The organism is Empedobacter sp. UBA1574 (assembly GCF_002322895.1).
Classification (GTDB): Bacteria; Bacteroidota; Bacteroidia; order Flavobacteriales; family Weeksellaceae; genus Empedobacter; species Empedobacter falsenii_B.
The window spans coordinates 97,117-116,461 of the sequence record NZ_DCOI01000033.1; the positions used below are offsets into that span (position 1 = coordinate 97,117).

Consider the following 19,345-nt stretch of genomic DNA (forward strand, 5'->3'; position numbering starts at 1 on the left):
TAAAATATTATGCTAAAAGACAAAACTGTATTAAGAAACACAATTGCTGTAATAGTAGGATTAGCTGTTATCTACGCTATCATACAATTTGGTCTTATATACAACGCGGATAGATTGGGATGGGACAACAAAGTTTTTCCGGAATGGAGACACATCATCAAATACTTTTCGCACCAAGAAGGAAAAAAATTCGAAGTTCAATTTTTTGGATCAATGCTCGCAATTAGTGGAATTGCAGCTTTAGTTGGAGGTGTTATAACAGCACTTATCGTAAGAAGAGCTAAACAAGCTTACACGATGTTTGTAGGTTTTATTGTGTTAATCGTTGCATTAGGCGACGTTCTTATCACGCCTTATCACCCAACTTGGTACGAAATTGCGATCTGTCCAGTTTTATTCTTTTCATCATGGATTGGAGGTTTAATTGTAGATTTAATTTACAAAAGATTTTTAAAAAAATACAAACCATCCAGCCAATCATATTAAACTAACATTATGTCTGAAAAAGATAGAAAAATTAGAGTTGCCATCTCGATTGGTGATTATAACGGAATCGGAATTGAGGTTATCTTAAAAACCTTACAAGAAAAAGAAATAACAGAGTTTTTTACGCCTGTTATTTTCGGTTCAACCAAATTATTATCGTATCAAAAAGATCGTTTAAAATTTGACCGAATCAATTTTCAAGGTATTCAAGATGCGAATCAAATTGTAGACGGAAAAATCAATGTGGTTAATCTTTGGAAAGATCAAATTGATGTACATTATGGTAAAGTAACCAAAGAAGCTGGTGAACACGCTTATCAATCATTAAAAGCGGCTGCAAAATCTGTTTCAGATGGTTTTACTGATGTTTTGGTAACGGCTCCAATTAATAAAGATAATATTCAGTCCGAAGAATTTCATTTCCCAGGTCATACCGAATATTTAGGAGATGTTTGGGGAGGAAAACCTTTGATGTTCTTAGTTTCAGAGAAATTGAGAGTTGGTTTAGTAACGCAACATATTCCGATTAGCGAAGTTGCAAAACAAATTAATCCAAAATCTGTTTATGCAAAAATTCAACAAATTCATAAAAGTTTGATTGAAGATTACGCCATCGAAAAACCAAAAATTGCAGTTTTAGGTCTTAATCCTCATGCAGGTGACAATGGTCTGTTAGGATCAGAAGAAAAAGAAATTATTTCGCCAGTTATCGAGCGCTGCATTAACGAAAATCAATTAGTTTTTGGACCTTATTCGGCAGATAGTTTTTTCAATCCAAGTAATTTAGACGCTTTTGATGCTGTTTTGGCCATGTATCACGATCAAGGATTGGTTGCTTTCAAAACAATTAGTTTTGATGAAGGAGTTAATTATACAGCTGGATTAAAATTTGTACGAACTTCGCCAGATCATGGTGTAGCTTACGACATCGCAGGAAAAGGAATTGCAAACGAAGAATCATTTAAGGAAGCTATTTTTTCAGCAATCGAATTATATAAAAATCGAAACGAATACCAAGAGCTAACAAAAAATGTATTGCAACATATTCCTCTAAAATTAGAAAAAGGCGATAATAAAGAATAAAAATTTAAAATAAGTTGCAAAGAGCTATTAATTTTAAATAAATTAGATTATCTTTGCACACCTTTTTGTGGTATGGACAAGTTAAAAAATTATAATATTGTATTTACAAGCTTGCCTTTTGGTAAGAGTGATTTTACATTCGAATTATCACAATCGTTCTTTGATTTATTTGAAATTGAGCAAGATTTTGACAATCCTAATTTAATTGCAACAATTATTTTAGATAAAAAATCGACAATGCTTGAGTTAGAAATCAGCTTAAAAGGAGACATTACAGTCCCTTGTGATTTGACTGGAGAATTGTTTCAACAAGAAATTTCAAATAATGCAGAATTAATTGTTAAATTTGGAGACGAGTTTGACGATACTGATTTTGAAATGTGGGTAATTCCAAGAGAGGAATACCAAATCAACGTTGCGCAAGTTCTTTATGAATTGGCAATGCTATCAGTACCAACAAAACGAATTCATCCCGATGTCTTGAATGGCAAAAGCGATTCTGAAATGATTGAATTGTTAGACCAATACAGCATTTACGAATTAGACGAAGATGCAGAAGACGAGCATGACGATGACGATAACAATGATGACGATGACGATAATAACGACATTGATCCTCGTTGGGCAAAATTGAAAGATTTGAAACCTTAATTGGTTTTTATTATTAAAATAAATTATAGAAATAAAGAAAAAAAAGTAGTTAGATATGGCACATCCTAAGAGAAGACAGTCGTCAACAAGAAGAGATAAACGTAGAACACACTACAAAATCGAAGCTCCACAATTAGCAATCGATAAAACAACAGGTGAAGCACATTTATATCACAGAGCTCACTGGTCTGACGGAAAATTATACTACAAAGGTAAAGTAGTATTAGAGAAAGTACAAGAAGTTACTGAATAATATAATCTTCGAAAGATTTTGAAGCTGTTTCTAAAAAGAAACAGCTTTTTTTATTTTTTTTTCAATACCTTTGAAATCGTTTTATAAAAAACAAACATAAAAGGTCAAATAAAAAACCGCATTATATGGACATTAAAGACATTCAAAATTTAATTAGATTCGTATCAAAAGCAGAAGTTGCTGAAGTAAGCATCAAACAAGATGACATCGAAATCAAAATCAAAACTTTAGCAAGCGTACCTGCACAAGTTGCATCTCAACAAATTTATGTACCACAAGCTCCTGTAGCTCCAATTGCCGCTCCTCAAGCGTCAGCAGCTGCACCAGCAAATAACTCTACAACATCAACAGAAGAAGAAAATAGTAATTTAATTACAGTTAAATCTCCTATGATTGGTACTTTCTACCGTGCTGCAGGACCAGGTAAAGAACCTTTTATTAATGTAGGTGATGCTATTGCTCCAGGTAAAGTTTTATGTATTGTTGAAGCAATGAAGCTATTCAACGAAATCGAATCAGAAGTTTCTGGAAAAATTGTAAAAATCTTAGTGGACGACGCTAGTCCAGTTGAGTACGATCAACCATTATTCTTAGTTGATCCAGCTTAATCAATTACATCTAAAAAATTATGTTTAAAAAGATATTAATCGCTAATAGAGGTGAAATTGCAATGCGTATTATACGTACTGCAAAAGAAATGGGAATCAAAACGGTTGCCGTTTACTCTAAAGCAGACGAGACTTCATTACACGTACGTTTCGCTGACGAAGCTGTGTGTATTGGTCCTGCTCCAAGTAAAGATTCGTACCTAAAAATGGCTAACATCATCGCGGCTGCAGAAATTACTGACGCGGATGCTATTCACCCAGGTTACGGGTTTTTATCTGAAAACTCAACTTTTTCTAAAATCTGTGCTTCTAACGGAATCAAATTCATCGGTGCTTCTGCAGAAAATATCGAGCGTATGGGAGATAAAGCCAATGCGAAAGCTACTATGAAAGAAGCTGGTGTTCCTGTAGTACCAGGTTCTGATGGTTTATTAGAAAGCTATGAGCAAGCCTTAGAAGTTGCGCGCGAAATTAAATACCCAGTTATGATGAAAGCTACTGCCGGTGGTGGTGGTAAAGGTATGCGTGCAATTTGGAAAGAAGAAGATTTATTACACGCATGGGAATCTGCTCGTACAGAAGCTGCTGCAGCTTTTGGTAACGACGGAATGTATATGGAAAAATTAATCGAAGAACCACGTCATATCGAGATTCAAGTTGCAAGTGACCAAAACGGTAAAGCTTGTCACTTATCAGAACGTGACTGTTCTATTCAACGTCGTAATCAAAAATTAGCAGAAGAAACCCCTTCTCCAATCATGACAGACGAATTACGTCAACGTATGGGAGATGCAGCAGTTAAAGCTTGTGAATATATAGGTTATGAAGGTGTTGGCACAATTGAATTCTTAGTTGACAAACACGGAGATTTCTACTTTATGGAAATGAATACTCGTATCCAAGTAGAGCATCCAATTACTGAGCAAGTAACAGGTTTCGATTTAATTCGTGAACAAATTATGTTAGCGGATGGTGAGCCAATCTCTGGTCAAAACTATTATCCAAACGGACATTCTATCGAGTGTCGTATCAATGCAGAAGATCCTTATAACGACTTCCGCCCTTCTCCAGGGAAAATTACAAATATTAATATTCCTGGTGGTAACGGTGTTCGTGTTGATACACACGTTTATGCTGGATATACAATTCCACCAAATTACGATTCTATGATTGCAAAAATCATTGTTACTGCACAAACGCGTGAAGAAGCAATAGCAAAAATGAAACGTGCGTTAGGGGAATTTTATATCGAAGGTATCAAAACAACGATTCCTTTCCACTTACAGTTGATGGATAATCCAGATTTTATCGCGGGTAATTACACAACTAAATTTATGGAGGATTTTGTTTTTGACGAATCTTACGCAAATTACGGAGAATTATAAGAAATTAAATTTTCGAAATATTGAAAATCCAGAACGTATATTCTGGATTTTTTTATGTCATTGTGTCAGCAAAAATCAAATGGCTTAATTGTTGAAAATATCACCTCAGAAAAGTAGTAAATAATCAATTCAATCATTCCATCTAAAATCAAAATATCAAGTATTTGATAAGATTCCATCCGAATTGTTAATTTATAGTGAATGAATTGATTGTAATATTACTTTTTACTATTAAAAATCATTAATAATTTATACATTTGCACTCCAAATTTAAGGTAGATGAATATTACTAAAAATACAACAGACAAATTAAACGCAGTATTAACTGTAACTGTTGATAAGGCAGATTATCAAGAAAAAGTAGTTGATGTATTAAACCAATACAGAAAAACAGCTAACATCAAAGGTTTCCGTAAAGGACAAGTTCCTATGAGCTTTGTAAAAAAACAATACGAACAAGCTGTTGTTTTTGATACAGTTAACGAAATTTTACAAAAAAGTGTATCTGAATACATCAACACAGAAAAATTATCAATCTTAGGAAATCCAGTTCCAGTAATGAAAGATGTTGATTGGGATGCTGATCAATTATCATTTGATTTCGAATTAGGATTAGCTCCAGAATTTGATGTTGATTTATCTAAAGTAGAAGTTGACAGCTACAAAGTAAAAGTTGCTGACGACGAAATCCAAAAATATGTAGATAATTTCGCTGCTCGTTTTGGATCATTAAAATCTTTAACTGAAGCTGAAGCTGAAGCTGTATTGAAAGTAGAAGCTGCTGTAGAAGGACAAGAAGCTAAACCAACATTTATCCGTTTAGAAGAATTGAAAGATGCTTCTGCATTTATCGGTAAAAAAGCTGGTGATGTTGTAGAAGTAAATTCTAACGATATTTTTGACACTGCTGAAGAAGCTGCACAACAATTGAACACAGAAGTTTCTGAAGAAGGAACTAACGTTACGTATACAATCAAAGAAATTAACAAAGCTGAAAAAGCTGAAGTTAATCAAGAATTATTTGATAAAGTTTATGGAGAAGGAGCTGTAGATTCAGAAGAAGCTTTCCGTAACAAAATCAAAGAAGAGTCAGAAAACATGTACAACAAAGAATCTGACAAACAAATTATCAATGATGTTGTAGCTAAATTATTAGATACAGTTCAATTTGATTTACCAACAGAATTTTTAACAAAATGGTTAATCACTTCTAACGAAAATGTAACTTCTGAAGAGCAAGCGAAAGAAGAATTGGTAAAAATGGACAAAGGTTTACGTTACCAATTAATCGAAGCTAAAATTGCTGAAGTTAACAATGTAGAAGTAAATGCTGAGGAAGTAAAAGAAGCTGCTTTTGCTGCAATCAAAGATCAATTAAAAATGTACGGTCAAACTTCTATTCCAGAAGAAACATTACAACAAATTGCAATGTCTGCTTTACAGAATCAAGAAGAATACAACCGTTTATCATACCAAGTGTTTACAGACAAAATGTTAGACATCTTCAAAAACAATGTAAAATTGAACGAGAAAGAAGTAACATTTGACGAGTTTGTTGACATTATTACAGAAAAAAATAAAGAATTAGCAGAAGCTTAATCACTTCTAAAAAATTCTTTATACCTTTCATTTAAAATCTAAATTTAATAATGAAAAACGTAGGAGAAGAATTTAAAAAATATGCGCTGTTAGACAAAGGAATTAGCTCTTTACATATGGAGAGTTACATCCAAAATACAACGCCTTACATCGTTGAAGAAAGAAAATTGAACGTTGCACAAATGGACGTTTTCTCTCGTTTGATGATGGATAGAATCATCTTTTTAGGAACAGGAATCGATGATCAAATTGCAAATATTATTCAAGCACAATTATTGTTCTTAGAAAGTGTAGATGCAACAAAAGATATTCAGATTTATGTTAACTCACCAGGTGGTGGTGTTTATGCAGGATTAGGAATTTACGACACAATGCAGTTAGTAAAACCAGATGTTGCAACAATTTGTACAGGAATGGCAGCTTCTATGGGAGCAGTTTTATTATGTGCAGGTGCAGCAGGAAAACGTTCAGCACTTAAACATTCTCGCGTGATGATTCATCAACCTTTAGGAGGTGCTCAAGGACAAGCAACTGATATGGAAATTACATTGAAGGAAATCTTGAAATTAAAAAAAGAATTATACGACATTCTTGCAACTCATTCTGGTCAAACTTTCGAGCAAATCGAAAAAGATGGTGAACGTGATTACTGGATGACTTCACAAGAAGCAAAAGAATATGGAATGATTGACGAAGTTTTATTGCCTCGTAAATAATTTTAAATTCAATAAAAATACAAAAAAAGGATACTCAACTTATTGAGTATCCTTTTTCGTTTACAAATACTTAAAAATTTGTAAAACAATAAGAAAGAAACATAAAAAACAATAATCTAAAATAAGATAACTTCATCCTTTATTTTACCATAATTTATACTGATAGAAATTAACAAATAAATATTTTCTATCTAAAAGAAAATAAATACCTTTGCATCTTAATTAAGTATAGAAAATTGGAAGAAAATAAGTGCTCTTTTTGCGGAAAAAGCAGAAACGAAGTAAATATTTTAGTGTCTGGAATCGACGGTAATATTTGTGATAATTGCATAGAACAAGCTCATGGTATAGTTTTAGAAGAATCGAAATTTAACGAAAATAACGATTTGATAAAACCATTAACGCTAAAATCTCCGAAAGAAATTAAAGAGTTTTTAGATGATTACGTGATTGGTCAAGACCAGGCAAAAAAAATATTGTCGGTTGCCGTATACAACCATTACAAAAGAATATTACTAGACAAAGAAAATGATGTAGAGATTGATAAATCGAACGTAATTTTAGTTGGAGAAACAGGAAGTGGAAAAACATTATTAGCTAAAACAATTGCTAAGTTATTAAATGTTCCGTTTGCAATAGTTGATGCAACTGTACTTACAGAAGCTGGATATGTAGGAGAAGATGTAGAAAGTATTTTGACGCGTCTTTTACAATCTGCTGATTACAATGTAGAGCTTGCCGAAAAAGGAATCGTATTTATTGATGAAGTAGATAAAATTGCACGTAAAAGTGACAATCCATCTATTACACGTGACGTTTCTGGAGAAGGTGTACAACAAGCTTTGCTTAAAATTTTGGAAGGAACTATTGTTAACGTGCCACCAAAAGGAGGACGTAAGCATCCTGATCAAAAATTTATAGAAGTTAATACAAAAGATATTTTATTTGTGGCTGGTGGAGCTTTTTCTGGAATAGAAAAACACATTGCAGATCGTTTGAAGAAACACGTAATTGGTTTCAAGAATGAGGATCACAAAGAAATCGAAAATCTTTTGGATGAAGTAAATGCACAAGATTTGAAAAACTTTGGTATCATTCCAGAATTAATTGGACGTTTACCAATTATTACGTATCTTAAAGCATTAGATAAAGAAGCGATGAGAGCTATTTTGACAGAACCAAAAAACTCTCTAATGAAACAATATACAAAACTTTTTGCCCTAGACGGAAAAGAGCTTGTAGTGACGGACGAAACCCTAAATAGAATTGTAGACCGTGCCAATGAACTGGGTTTAGGAGCTCGAGGATTACGAGCAGTTACGGAAGAAATCTTTACTGATTTAATGTATAACATTAAAGATTTACCAGAAAAAGTTATAATATAATCTGTTGAATAGTAACTTATTAATAAATATTTTTATATTTGTAATAAAATTATTATTTAATTTAATAGAAACCTACCAAAAATAACATAATTTATGAAAAAGAATCTACTTGCTTTAGTCACACTTGCTTAGGTCTATAGTGATTCTACACAATATAAATATATAAAAAATAGCTGACGATAAAATTAATAATCGCTTAGAATTCTATTGGAATCAATCACCAAAAACACTAGATATAAATGATTTAAATAAGCTACTATTTATATTGAAATAATGGAGGTCATTTTGTTAAATTTGAGCAAAGTAATACAACCGCTAATATTTCAATTTTTAATTTAATTGGACGTCAAATATTTTATAAAACAATATTTCTACAAATACAGATTATAATTTAAATATTAATAATATTCCAACCTTATATTTGGTTAAGATTGTATATTAAGGTGGTGAAACTTTAACGAAGAAAACCATTAACAAATAAAACTAGCTATGAAAAAATTATTGAAAATTAACTTGTTTTTTTTATTTGTTTTCATTATTAATGTATCTGTTAACGCCCAACCTACAAATCCTTTATTCAGATTGGAAAAATTGTAATATGAACGGAGATAATACAGGAAATAGGGATGGTATTAGAAAAGTATCTATTCATGATTATGCACCTTTTTTAATTGTTACAGCTGTAACAATTGCAGGAATAGATTCATATGAACAAAGACTAATAATTAAAAAATAAATTCATACTTTTAAACCTCAATCAATAGATTGAGGTTTTTTTATATCAAACAAACTATGAAAAATAAATTTATACTGCCGCTTGTTGTTTTAGGAAGTTCTGTCTTTGGGCAGTTTAATGTTTCTGGGCAAATAGAAAATTATGCAAATAAACCTGTTTTGGTTAAAATTTTCGACAATGCCGAAATGAAATTAATCAACAATGCGATTACTGATAACAACGGAAATTTTTCTGTAAAATTTCCAAAAGAATACAATGGTTTTGTACGTATTGATTTGCCAACAGGTGAAAATCTTTCGTTATTAACTGATAACAAAAATCTAAAATTCAAAACGGTTAGTGGGCAAGAAATATCTACTAAACTTGAAATTTTTGAGGGAAATACACAAAAGGAATACAATAAAGTTTTAGCACTTCAACCATTAAATGAAATTCAGAACCAGGTTTTTCCTTATTTAATGCAAATGTATAAACCAACTGATGAATTTTATACAGCAATGGTAAAAGAAGATAAGCGTATAAAAGAGTTGAAACGTAACGAAAATTTTTCGCCATTAATTACCTATATTAATGAGTTGAATGATTTGAAACAAAAAGCTCAAACAAATAAAGATGCTGAAACGCTAAATGAAATTGTGAATCATTTTGTAAAAGATGATATACGATTGGAGCAATCTGGAATGTTTAATGATTTAGTTTTTGCTTATATTAATGGAAAATTAGCTGCTGCAAACAATCAAGATGTAGAAGGGAATTTAATTGCTGCTACAGACGAAATTTTGGCTAAAACAGATATCAAAACGACAAGAGGTCAAAATGTATTGACAACTATCTTAAACTTTGTTCCTGAAAAAGAATATGCAAATTTTCATAAAAAATATGTAGATAAAGTAAAAAGTTTGACTTCTAATGTAACAGATCAATTGAAAAAGAAAGTGGAAAAAAGCGCTTCTATGCAAGTGGGAAGTAAAGTTCCTAATATCACTTTTCCTCAACCTGTTAATGGGAAAAAATCATTATATGATATCAAAGAAGATCAAAAATTAATTGTTTTCTGGGCTTCTTGGTGTCCTGCTTGTCAACAAGAAATCCCGCACATTAAAGAGTTTTACAAGAACTTCAAATCAAAAGGTGGAGAAATTGTTGCTATTTCTTTAGACTATGATCAAACAGCGTTTAACAATGCTACGAAAGAATTACCTTGGTACAATTATACTGATCTTTTGAGATGGGATTCGCCAATCGCGGCAGAATATGGAATAGAATCTACTCCTACTCTAATTTTGGTTGATAAAGACAATAAATTAATTAAGAAAGTTCATCATATTTCTGAGTTAGAAGTATCGAAATAATAACGAAAAAGCTACATTGAAAATCAATGTAGCTTTTTTATTCTATTGAATTATTATTCTAAATAAATCCTTGACTGTTCTTGTAATGAATGATTAGGAAAATTCCGATCAGAATAGTGAATCCCCATAACGAACTTCCTCCGTAGCTGAAAAATGGTAACGGAATACCAACCGTTGGGAAAAGCCCAATCACCATTGCGATATTGATAAAAAAGTGGAAAAATAAAATAGAGGCGACTGCATATCCATAAAATCGTGCAAATCTATTTTTTTGGATTTCGGCTAAGAAAAATAATCGCCCTACGAAAACTGCATAAACAATCACCAAGGCTGTACTACCAATGAATCCCCACTCTTCTCCTACTGTTGTAAAAATGTAATCGGTTTGTTGTTCTGGTACAAACCTTCCTTTTTTAATAGTTCCTTGATTGTAACCTTTTCCATATAATTCGCCCGAACCAATCGCTGTTTTTGCATACAATAAATTATATCCCGAAGTATCACGATACTTTGCTTCTCCTTCGTACAAAACCATCACACGCTCTTTTTGGTGTTTGGGTAATTTCTCAAAAATGATCGGAGAAATAAAACTAACCGTGCTTGCAAATAATAACAACACAATAGACGCAATAATACTAAAATTCAGAACATTTGCAGCTAATCCAGATTGTGTTTTGAATGGTGAATCATTAATTTCTTTTTGTTCGGTTAATTTTAAAATTAAAACTGGAATAATTGATATAAAGAATCCTATCAATCCAAAGAAAGTTGTATTAAAAAATATTGGTTCTGAGAAAAATAAGGAACGCATTGGAAATAAATGTCCGAAAGATTCGCGTGTTTCTTCAGATAAATCTTCAACCAAATAACAAATTCCAATCAATAATAAAAAGAAAATTGATAAGCCGATTAAAACACCATGCATCGCATCAACTACATTCTGATTATAATTGAAAGCTAAAATTAATAAAGCTATTGTAAGAATTATAAATCCAAAAACTAATAAAACGTAAAAAGGAATTTGTACAATCGAAATCAAGAAAATGATTAATAATATGATTGGTGCTAAAATTATCCATGGATTAAGTCCTTCTCTGTACAAGGCAATACTTAATGAACAGAAAATAATTACTGAACCTAAATCGGGTTGTAAAAGAATTAAAACTACTGGTATTGCGATAATCAACAATATTTTTCCTATAAAACCTAAGTCTTTTAGATTTGCGTTTGAATGATTGATAAAATTAGCAATCAACAAAGCTGTACCAATCTTCGCAAATTCGGCTGGTTGCAAACTCAGAGGTCCAAAACGATACCACGCTTTTGCTCCATTAATTTCCTTTCCAACAATCAAAACTCCGACGAGCAAAACGAGGGAAATGATATAAAAAACAGGACTATAAATTTCGAAAAAATTACGGTTGTTTCCGCTCGCAATTATCAAAATCAATATCATCACCATTCCAAGTCCAAACCAAATTAGCTGTTTTACACCTAAATCTGGATTGACACTATACACATTCATAATCCCGAAAGTTACTATCAGAAACCCTAGGATCAGTACAATCCAATCAATTCCTTTTAGTAATCTGCTTTGGCTCATGTTTTAGTTTTGTTGAATCTTTTTTAAATTTTAAACTATCTATTTTATTTCCGATAGAATCCTTTTTTACAGGTTCTACGTATAATCCTTTTCTTTTTAGATAATCTATCCATTGACGACGATATTCGCCTTGTAGATTACCATTTTTCATACGTTGCACTAACGCAGGTCGTTTTATTGTATCCGTTACGTATAATTCTGCGATCAAACTCGCCATTGGTCCAGCATAAGTTGTACCCCAAGAACCATTTTCTACAATTGCAGCAATCGCAATTTTTGGTTTATCTGCTGGAGCAAACAATACAAATAATGAGTGATCTTGTCCATGAGAGTTCTGAGAAGTTCCAGTTTTACCAAATTGTACAAAAGAACTTGTATCAAAACTACGAGCTGTACCCATTGTAAATACATTACGCATTCCGCGTTGAATGATGTCAAAATGTTTTGGATCAACCAATGTATTTTTTTTCACCATATAAGTAGAATCCGTCAATGGTTTTCCATCAATACTATGTACAATATGCGGTGTATAGAAAAATCCTTTGTTGGCAATAATTGCTGTATAATTTGCCATTTGCAGCGGAGTTGTATTAATATCTCCTTGTCCCATACCATTGAAAATAATACGGTAAGGATTCCAAACACCTTCTCCAAAGCGATTGTCGTAAAACTCAGCTGTCGGAATAAGACCTTTGCTACCAACCGGTAAATCTGTTCCCATAAATTTTCCTAATCCGAAACTATTCAAAATGGAAGCCCATTCGTTAATTCCGACACTATAATCATTTGGATCTTTACGAACAATATCACGATAAGCTTCAGAAAAATAATTATTACATGATTTTCCAATTGCATGTTCTAAACCTTGCGGCGTATAATACATTCCACAGTGACAACCAATATGCATACGTCCATAACGGAAACCATGTTTACAAACATATGTTGTTTTTTCTGTCATCGTTCCCATTTGTAAACCAGCCAAAGCCGTTACCATTTTGAATGTAGAACCAGGAGGATAAGTTCCTTGTAAAGCTCTATCATAAGTTGGACGAGCAATAGAATCGTTGATTAATGCACTTCTCAACTTTGTATTCAAATAATCGTTTGGATTAATTGTAGGTGCGGATGCTAAAGCCAAAATTTCACCATTATTAGGATCAAGTGCGACAATTGCCCCACGTTTATTTTGAAGCATTTGTTCTGCCAATTCTTGCAAACGATAATCAATTGTCAAATGAACTGTTTTCCCACTTTTTACAGGTCGATCATAATCTCCGTTTTTATATGGACCAACAACATTCATTGTTCGGTCTACAATCCAGTTTTTTACACCTTTTATTCCTCGCAAATCTTTTTCATACGATTTCTCAACACCAGCAATACCAACCAAATCTCCAGGTTGATAATAGGTAGAATCTGTTTTGATATAAGATTGATTGGCTTCGTTTATATAGCCCAGTATATTTCCGGCAGAATTTACCATATATTTACGCTCGGGACGTTTGATAATGCTAAATGCAGGATACAAGTACAATTGTTCTTGCATACGAGCAAAATTCTCTCGCGAAATATTTTTTAAGAATGGATAAGGCGATAATTTTTTATAATCTTTTGCGGTAACAATTTTATCTAAAATAGAATCAAATTGTTGTGTAGAAATTCCAATCATTTTAGAGAATTTAGGTTTATCAAAACCATTCATATATTCTCCATAACTGTCAATTAATTTCCCTGGAATAACGTCTAATTCGTACGAATATGTGTTACTCACCAACAATTTTCCGTTTCGATCAAGAATATCACCACGATTAGGATAAATAATTTCTTGTTTGATCGAAGTATTAAATGCATTTAACGTATAACGATCTGTAAATAATTGCAAATACGCCAAACGTCCTATAAATAGAAACACTATAAACAGGATGAGTGCATAAACAACCATCAACTTTTTCATACTCCAACTTTATTTTTAAATAAAATTTTATAAATAAAGACAAACACAAAAGTTATTCCCGAATTGATTAATGCTTTTAGCATCAAAGATCCAATTCCTGATGGTTTAAAATTCTCAAGAAGTAATAAAATAATATGATGTGCAAGAATTAGAATAATCAAATAAAACAACCATTGCGCAAAACTGAACGAATTGAAAGAGAAAAATTCCATTTCGTAATCTTGTTTTCCTGCCAAAAGTTTGATGATTGGATTTCTAAGAAATGCGATAAGTGTTAATGCAAAAGCATGAATTCCTCCTGTGTATTCGAAAATATCTATCATTAATCCTAACATAAATGATAAGATTAGTAAGGCATATTTATTTTGATAAGGCGGATAAAATAATACAAATACAATATAGATATATGGTTGATAACTTCCTAAAAAGTTGATGTGATTGAACACAAAAACTTGTAACAAAGCTAAAACGATAATCTTGATAATATTGATTAAAAAATCTTTATTGAACATTCTGTGGACTTGTTATTGTATCTGATTTTTCTACTTGTTGAATTTCAACTTTATTAAGGTTTGTGACCACATAAGCTTGAGCTAAATTGGCGAAATCTTGTTTCAATCTTACTTGAACTTTCATTTCTCCCGTTTCATCAATTCCTTTACTTACAACTTTACCTATAATAATTCCTTCTGGGAAAACTGGTGATTTACCATCTGTTTCGATAATATCTCCTTTTTTCACTTCGATGTATTTCGGAATTTCATATAACTGAACATAACGAGGATCTTTTCCATCCCATTTCACTGTCCCAAAATATTGATTTCCTTTGATACGTGCATTGATATTGATATCCTTGTTTAACAACGAAATTGCACGAGAATAATTTTTCCCAGCAAAAGTTACAATACCAATTACACCATTATTTGTAATGATTCCGTCACCTTTTTCTATTCCATCATTTGTTCCTTTATCAATCATCAAAAGGTTTTGCGTTTTGATAATCGAGTTATTTACAATCTCTGCAGGTACAAAAGAATACGTTTGATGATAACCTAAGGTATCCGATTTGTAAAACTTTTTAGTTTTCGCATCTTTAATACCTAAATGCACCAATTGCTCACGCAAAAAGGCATTTTCGTCCATCAAATCTTTATTGGTACTCGGTAAATGAATAAAGTTTGTCACCTTTGCAATTTTATCATCCACATAACCTGTAAACGATGTGCTTGCAGAGGCAAGAATAGTTTCGTGATAAATATTTTTCTTAAAGACAAGAAACAACGCAATTAACTCTAAAAAGACAAAAATTAATAGCATTCCATTTCTTCTAATCGCATTCAGAATATATTGCATTGCTCTTTACTCTTCTATTTCATTAAGAAAGTGAATTTATCAATATTTTTAAGTGCAATACCAGTTCCACGAACAACAGCACGTAAAGGATCATCAGCCAAGAAAACTGGTAAACCTGTTTTTTTAGAAATACGTTGATCTAAACCTCTCAACATAGCTCCACCACCAGCCATATAGATACCAGTGTTGTAAATATCAGCAGCTAATTCTGGAGGAGTTTGAGATAACGTTTCCATTACACCATCTTCAATGCGTAAAATTGATTTGTCTAATGCACGTGCAATTTCGCGGTAATTTACAGTAATTTCTTTTGGTTTTCCTGTAATCAAATCACGTCCTTGTACTGGCATATCCTCTGGTGCATGCTCTAGTTCTTCTACAGCAGCTCCAACTTCAATTTTAACACGTTCAGCAGTTCTTTCTCCGATATATAAATTATGATGGGTTCTTAAGTAATATGCAATATCATTTGTAAAAACATCACCTGCAATTTTCACAGATTTGTCACAAACAATACCACCTAATGCAACAACGGCAATTTCTGTAGTACCACCACCTATATCAATAATCATGTTACCTTTAGGTTGAGTGATATCAATTCCAACACCTATCGCAGCAGCCATTGGTTCGTAAATAAGACGAACATCTTTTGCGTTAACGCGTGCACAAGAATCTTTTACAGCACGTTTCTCAACTTCTGTAATTCCAGAAGGAATACAAATCACCATTCGTAATGAAGGTGAAAATAACTTCCCTTGAATTCCAGGAATTTTCTTGATGAACTCTGTCAACATGAATTCTGAAGCTTCAAAATCTGCAATTACTCCGTCTTTTAAAGGACGAATTGTTTTTATATCATCATGCGTTTTACCTTGCATGTGTTTTGCTTGTTCTCCAACAGCAATAACTTTATTTGTTCTTCTATGTATAGCGACGATAGATGGACTATCTACTACAACTTTATTATTATGAATAATTAAAGTGTTAGCAGTCCCCAGGTCAATCGCAATTTCTTGCGTGAAAAAATCAAATAATCCCATCGTTGATTATGTCTCAGTATTATTAAAAATGAATGTACAAAAGTATAATAAATTTAGATGATTATAAAAGAGAATTTAATTTTTTAATCATCTAAATATTTTTACTAAAATAGTAAGATTTTAACAATAAAAAAGGGTTAAAAATATTTTAACCCTTTTTTATGATTTTTATTGAATTTGAATATCGTAAGGTAGCCTAACTTGAATACCTTTTTGTTCATTCATCATCTTTATTTCTTTATAAATTCGGATTCCGTCCGACCCTAATTCTTTTGCAATTGCTGCTTCGGTATTTTTTCCTTGAAGATTATCCATAAATTCTTCGAAAGAATCTTTTCGTTTTGGGTAATTCTCTGTCGAATATTTTTCGATTTTAGCCAATTTAGCTGCTTCTTTTATTGCTGTATCTAAACTTCCGAAATCATCTACCAAACCAATTTGTTTTGCACGAGTTCCAGACCAAACACGTCCTTCACCTATTTTATCAACTTGCTCGTATGTTAATTTTCTATTTGTAGCAACGTGATTTACGAATTTTCCATAAATCAATACAATTGATTTTTGCATCGTATTTTTTGCTGTTGGTGATAATGGTGTCGTCAAAGACTTTAACTGATCTGCATTTGCATTCGTTTTTACTTCATCAAAATCTAATCCGAAATTATTGAATAATTTTTGCGCATTTGGTATCATTCCAAAAACACCAATAGACCCAGTTATTGTATTTGGTTGCGCATAAATTTTGTCAGAAGCTTGCGCGATATAATATCCACCAGACGCCGCAACATCTCCAAAAGACACAACAATTGGCATTTTCGTTTTCAATTGCATCAATTCATATAAAATTTCTTCTGAAGCATTTGCGCTACCTCCAGGAGAATTTACACGTAAAACTAAAGCTTTGATTTTATCATTTTGACTGATTTTGCGAATCGCATCTACATAAGTTTTTGATTGAATACCATCAAAACCATCTCCTTCAGTAATTGTTCCTGAAGCATACAAAACTGCAATTTTATCTTTTTCAGATTTATTTGATAAGGTCTCAAAATAATCTTCCATTTTTATAGTATGTTTATCAAGAACTTCAAAATCAGTTTTTGATTTTTCTTCTTTCAAACCAAGTTTTGAGAATAACATTTTTTGATATTCATTTTCTTGAGCCAATACATCATAAATCTTGTTTTCTTTTCCTGTTTCTGGAATGAAAGCATACAAACTATCTGTTACTGTTGTAAATTGTTCAGGAGAAATTTTACGTGATTTTGTAATCGAAGTTGAAACATTACCCCAAACATCATTCAATAATTCCGATAATTGCAAACGATTCTCATCAGACATATTTGTTCTCATATAAGGCTCTACAGCACTCTTAAATTGTCCGTGACGAATCACCTGAAAATCTACACCATATTTATCTCCTACATTTTTGAAGAACATAATATTAGAACTCAAACCTTGTAATAAAGTTCCACCCAAAGGATTTTGATAAATTTTATCAGATACACTACTTATATAATATGACAACTGACTTCCTGAATTAGAATATGAATACACAAATTTTCCAGATTTTTTAAAATCTTCTAACGCATTACGAATATCAGTCGCTTGCGTAGCTCCACCAGAAAATTTATCCAATTTCAGACTAATTCCTTTTATTTTATCATCATTCTTCGCTTCTTCAATTGAATGAATAATATCTTGTAAAAAAACATTTGGACTTTCTGACATATCAAAAATAGAAACGGAACGATCCATATCACTTTCCATAATTGGATCTTCCAACGAAATTTCTAAAACAGAACCATCTTTCACACTTTTTGTTGGAGCAGATAATGCTGAAACAAATATCAACACGAAAAGTAGTATGACAAATACACTAATCGTTAATAGATTTCCTATGATTGTTGAGAATACTCTCCCGAAAAAGTTTTTCATTTTTAATTTATTATTACTTTTGCTCTATATGTCGCAAAATATAGTCATTTTGTTACTTGGTACAAACTTAGGTGACAAAAAAAATAATTTAGAAACAGCTAAAAACCTTATAAACAAAGAGGTAGGCGAAATAAAAAAAGAATCTAATATTCTTGAAAATAAGGCTGAAGGATTTACTACACCTAATTTATTCTTAAATCAAAAAATAGAAATTAATACAAGTTATTCTCCATTTAAGATTTTGAAAAAAATTAAAGATATTGAACAAAAAATGGGAAGAATCTATTTTAAACCCAAAGAAAATGAGAGTTACGTTGATCGTTTAATAGATATTGATATATTATTCTATAATAAAGTTTTAGTTAATTGCAATTATTTGAAAATTCCTCATCCTCAAAATTATTCTAGAGATTTTATTAAAAGTTTATATTTTTAGCCTGTTCTGCATTTTGATTATTAAATAATAAAGTTGTTCATTTGATTGAAAATTTGTAAATTGTTTTTACAATAAAAAATTCACAATGAATAACTTACTTGCAAATTATAAAAGAATATTGGAAATTCTATGAAAAATATCCTAAGATAAACTTTTAATTTATCAATGTAGAAGACCTAAACATTTGATTTAAAACTCATAAGTCTTTTCTTAACTACTGAATTTATGGGTATTGATAGTGAAAATAATTCATTTCGGAATATTCCTAAAGCGTAAGTTGTAAAATTGAGCGAAGTATTTACAATCGAAGAAAATGTAGATTATCATATCAAATTAATAGTATTCGCCTCAAATTAGCGAAAGAATTTAATGAATTTGAAAATTGTTTTAATCATTGATAGTATGCCGTTTCAGTTTTGTAAAATAGCAAGTATAAATAGCTCAAAATTTACAAGGAACACTAGTATAATGCACAAAACAGAGGTTTTTGTGCTTCTCAGTAAATGTCTTTTTATGGTTATAAACTTCATGCTGTTTGTTCTTTAAGTGGTGTTTTCCTGAGTTTTAACATTAGTCCAGCATCTGTTCATGTATTCATTTTTGAAACATATTGATTTATTTAATGAAGTTAATATCGATTAGAAACACTGAAAAGATCGAATCAAAAAGATTACAAACCTCAGTTTTATACATTCAAAAAGAATTGAAACTTTATTTTCTCTACTATACGAACAATTTATGATTAGACGCAATTATGCAAAGACTTT

General features: G+C 31.5%; 18 protein-coding genes and 1 pseudogene. 13 read left to right on the forward strand and 6 right to left on the reverse strand.

Going from position 1 to position 19,345, the window contains the following annotated elements:
• The first annotated feature begins 9 nt into the window (after nucleotides 1–9).
• From B3578_RS11310 to B3578_RS11360, 11 genes are all read left to right on the forward strand, one after another.
• Entirely contained in the window at nucleotides 10–486 is a 477-nt protein-coding gene (locus B3578_RS11310; RefSeq protein WP_125348729.1) for a hypothetical protein, read from the forward strand.
• Nucleotides 487–495: 9 nt separating this feature from the next.
• Nucleotides 496–1,569: a 4-hydroxythreonine-4-phosphate dehydrogenase PdxA gene (pdxA, locus tag B3578_RS11315; protein ID WP_291048771.1), complete on the forward strand. Its 1,074-nt coding sequence runs from the start codon at nucleotides 496–498 to the stop codon at nucleotides 1,567–1,569.
• Between the two features lie 72 nt (nucleotides 1,570–1,641).
• Nucleotides 1,642–2,220 (forward strand): YceD family protein, encoded by a 579-nt coding sequence (locus B3578_RS11320; protein ID WP_291048774.1) that lies wholly within the window; start codon nucleotides 1,642–1,644, stop codon nucleotides 2,218–2,220.
• Nucleotides 2,221–2,275: 55 nt separating this feature from the next.
• The gene (gene rpmF, locus B3578_RS11325; protein ID WP_019975824.1) at nucleotides 2,276–2,473 is read left to right on the forward strand and encodes a 50S ribosomal protein L32; all 198 of its coding nucleotides are present in this window, start codon (nucleotides 2,276–2,278) and stop codon (nucleotides 2,471–2,473) included.
• A gap of 125 nt (nucleotides 2,474–2,598) precedes the next feature.
• Nucleotides 2,599–3,081: an acetyl-CoA carboxylase biotin carboxyl carrier protein gene (gene accB / locus B3578_RS11330; protein ID WP_125348723.1), complete on the forward strand. Its 483-nt coding sequence runs from the start codon at nucleotides 2,599–2,601 to the stop codon at nucleotides 3,079–3,081.
• A gap of 20 nt (nucleotides 3,082–3,101) precedes the next feature.
• The gene (gene accC / locus B3578_RS11335) at nucleotides 3,102–4,466 is read left to right on the forward strand and encodes an acetyl-CoA carboxylase biotin carboxylase subunit (RefSeq protein ID WP_221854334.1); all 1,365 of its coding nucleotides are present in this window, start codon (nucleotides 3,102–3,104) and stop codon (nucleotides 4,464–4,466) included.
• 279 nt (nucleotides 4,467–4,745) lie between these two features.
• The gene (locus B3578_RS11340) at nucleotides 4,746–6,065 is read left to right on the forward strand and encodes a trigger factor (protein WP_180905001.1); all 1,320 of its coding nucleotides are present in this window, start codon (nucleotides 4,746–4,748) and stop codon (nucleotides 6,063–6,065) included.
• Nucleotides 6,066–6,115: 50 nt separating this feature from the next.
• Nucleotides 6,116–6,781, forward strand: a complete 666-nt coding sequence (gene clpP, locus B3578_RS11345) for an ATP-dependent Clp endopeptidase proteolytic subunit ClpP (RefSeq protein ID WP_038331995.1) — start codon at nucleotides 6,116–6,118, stop codon at nucleotides 6,779–6,781.
• A gap of 236 nt (nucleotides 6,782–7,017) precedes the next feature.
• Nucleotides 7,018–8,166, forward strand: a complete 1,149-nt coding sequence (clpX, locus tag B3578_RS11350) for an ATP-dependent Clp protease ATP-binding subunit ClpX (RefSeq protein ID WP_280062867.1) — start codon at nucleotides 7,018–7,020, stop codon at nucleotides 8,164–8,166.
• A 598-nt stretch (nucleotides 8,167–8,764) separates the two neighbouring features.
• A complete protein-coding gene (locus B3578_RS11355) occupies nucleotides 8,765–8,902 on the forward strand; it encodes a hypothetical protein (protein ID WP_286494681.1) in 138 nt (45 codons plus the stop codon).
• A gap of 56 nt (nucleotides 8,903–8,958) precedes the next feature.
• Nucleotides 8,959–10,254 (forward strand): TlpA family protein disulfide reductase, encoded by a 1,296-nt coding sequence (locus tag B3578_RS11360; protein WP_291048786.1) that lies wholly within the window; start codon nucleotides 8,959–8,961, stop codon nucleotides 10,252–10,254.
• A gap of 58 nt (nucleotides 10,255–10,312) precedes the next feature.
• Here B3578_RS11360 and rodA read toward each other — a convergent pair whose 3' ends face one another.
• From rodA to sppA, 6 genes are all read right to left on the reverse strand, one after another.
• Nucleotides 10,313–11,857, reverse strand: coding sequence for a rod shape-determining protein RodA (rodA, locus tag B3578_RS11365; RefSeq protein ID WP_291048789.1), 1,545 nt, complete (start codon nucleotides 11,855–11,857; stop codon nucleotides 10,313–10,315).
• Nucleotides 11,826–13,811, reverse strand: coding sequence for a peptidoglycan D,D-transpeptidase FtsI family protein (locus tag B3578_RS11370; RefSeq protein ID WP_291048792.1), 1,986 nt, complete (start codon nucleotides 13,809–13,811; stop codon nucleotides 11,826–11,828). The genes rodA and B3578_RS11370 overlap by 32 nt, the downstream gene beginning before the upstream one ends.
• Complete coding sequence (gene mreD, locus B3578_RS11375; protein ID WP_291048795.1) at nucleotides 13,808–14,323, reverse strand: rod shape-determining protein MreD; 516 nt, start codon at nucleotides 14,321–14,323, stop codon at nucleotides 13,808–13,810. Before mreD ends, B3578_RS11370 begins: the two co-directional genes overlap by 4 nt.
• On the reverse strand, nucleotides 14,313–15,164 hold the full coding sequence (gene mreC / locus B3578_RS11380) for a rod shape-determining protein MreC (RefSeq protein ID WP_291048797.1): 852 nt from the start codon (nucleotides 15,162–15,164) through the stop codon (nucleotides 14,313–14,315). Before mreC ends, mreD begins: the two co-directional genes overlap by 11 nt.
• A gap of 14 nt (nucleotides 15,165–15,178) precedes the next feature.
• Nucleotides 15,179–16,204 (reverse strand): rod shape-determining protein, encoded by a 1,026-nt coding sequence (locus tag B3578_RS11385; protein ID WP_019975837.1) that lies wholly within the window; start codon nucleotides 16,202–16,204, stop codon nucleotides 15,179–15,181.
• Nucleotides 16,205–16,372: 168 nt separating this feature from the next.
• The gene (gene sppA, locus B3578_RS11390) at nucleotides 16,373–18,142 is read right to left on the reverse strand and encodes a signal peptide peptidase SppA (RefSeq protein WP_291048802.1); all 1,770 of its coding nucleotides are present in this window, start codon (nucleotides 18,140–18,142) and stop codon (nucleotides 16,373–16,375) included.
• 49 nt (nucleotides 18,143–18,191) lie between these two features.
• Between sppA and folK the strand changes: the two genes are divergently transcribed.
• Both folK and B3578_RS14435 read left to right on the forward strand, forming a co-directional pair.
• Nucleotides 18,192–18,578 (forward strand): 2-amino-4-hydroxy-6-hydroxymethyldihydropteridine diphosphokinase, encoded by a 387-nt coding sequence (gene folK / locus B3578_RS11395; protein ID WP_221854325.1) that lies wholly within the window; start codon nucleotides 18,192–18,194, stop codon nucleotides 18,576–18,578.
• 136 nt (nucleotides 18,579–18,714) lie between these two features.
• Nucleotides 18,715–19,345, forward strand: a pseudogene (locus B3578_RS14435) (transposase); the annotation flags it as partial.

Bases quoted from the DNA above. Each gene is read 5' to 3' on its own strand.
- mreD (WP_291048795.1), bottom strand. From the start codon at position 14,323: ATGTTCAATAAAGATTTTTTAATCAATATTATCAAGATTATCGTTTTA.
- accB (WP_125348723.1), top strand. From the start codon at position 2,599: ATGGACATTAAAGACATTCAAAATTTAATTAGATTCGTATCAAAAGCA.
- rpmF (WP_019975824.1), top strand. From the start codon at position 2,276: ATGGCACATCCTAAGAGAAGACAGTCGTCAACAAGAAGAGATAAACGT.
- clpP (WP_038331995.1), top strand. From the start codon at position 6,116: ATGAAAAACGTAGGAGAAGAATTTAAAAAATATGCGCTGTTAGACAAA.
- pdxA (WP_291048771.1), top strand. From the start codon at position 496: ATGTCTGAAAAAGATAGAAAAATTAGAGTTGCCATCTCGATTGGTGAT.
- B3578_RS11340 (WP_180905001.1), top strand. From the start codon at position 4,746: ATGAATATTACTAAAAATACAACAGACAAATTAAACGCAGTATTAACT.
- B3578_RS11310 (WP_125348729.1), top strand. From the start codon at position 10: ATGCTAAAAGACAAAACTGTATTAAGAAACACAATTGCTGTAATAGTA.
- B3578_RS11385 (WP_019975837.1), bottom strand. From the start codon at position 16,204: ATGGGATTATTTGATTTTTTCACGCAAGAAATTGCGATTGACCTGGGG.
- sppA (WP_291048802.1), bottom strand. From the start codon at position 18,142: ATGAAAAACTTTTTCGGGAGAGTATTCTCAACAATCATAGGAAATCTA.
- B3578_RS11360 (WP_291048786.1), top strand. From the start codon at position 8,959: ATGAAAAATAAATTTATACTGCCGCTTGTTGTTTTAGGAAGTTCTGTC.
- mreC (WP_291048797.1), bottom strand. From the start codon at position 15,164: ATGCAATATATTCTGAATGCGATTAGAAGAAATGGAATGCTATTAATT.
- B3578_RS11370 (WP_291048792.1), bottom strand. From the start codon at position 13,811: ATGAAAAAGTTGATGGTTGTTTATGCACTCATCCTGTTTATAGTGTTT.
- B3578_RS11355 (WP_286494681.1), top strand. From the start codon at position 8,765: ATGAACGGAGATAATACAGGAAATAGGGATGGTATTAGAAAAGTATCT.
- accC (WP_221854334.1), top strand. From the start codon at position 3,102: ATGTTTAAAAAGATATTAATCGCTAATAGAGGTGAAATTGCAATGCGT.
- B3578_RS11320 (WP_291048774.1), top strand. From the start codon at position 1,642: ATGGACAAGTTAAAAAATTATAATATTGTATTTACAAGCTTGCCTTTT.
- rodA (WP_291048789.1), bottom strand. From the start codon at position 11,857: ATGAGCCAAAGCAGATTACTAAAAGGAATTGATTGGATTGTACTGATC.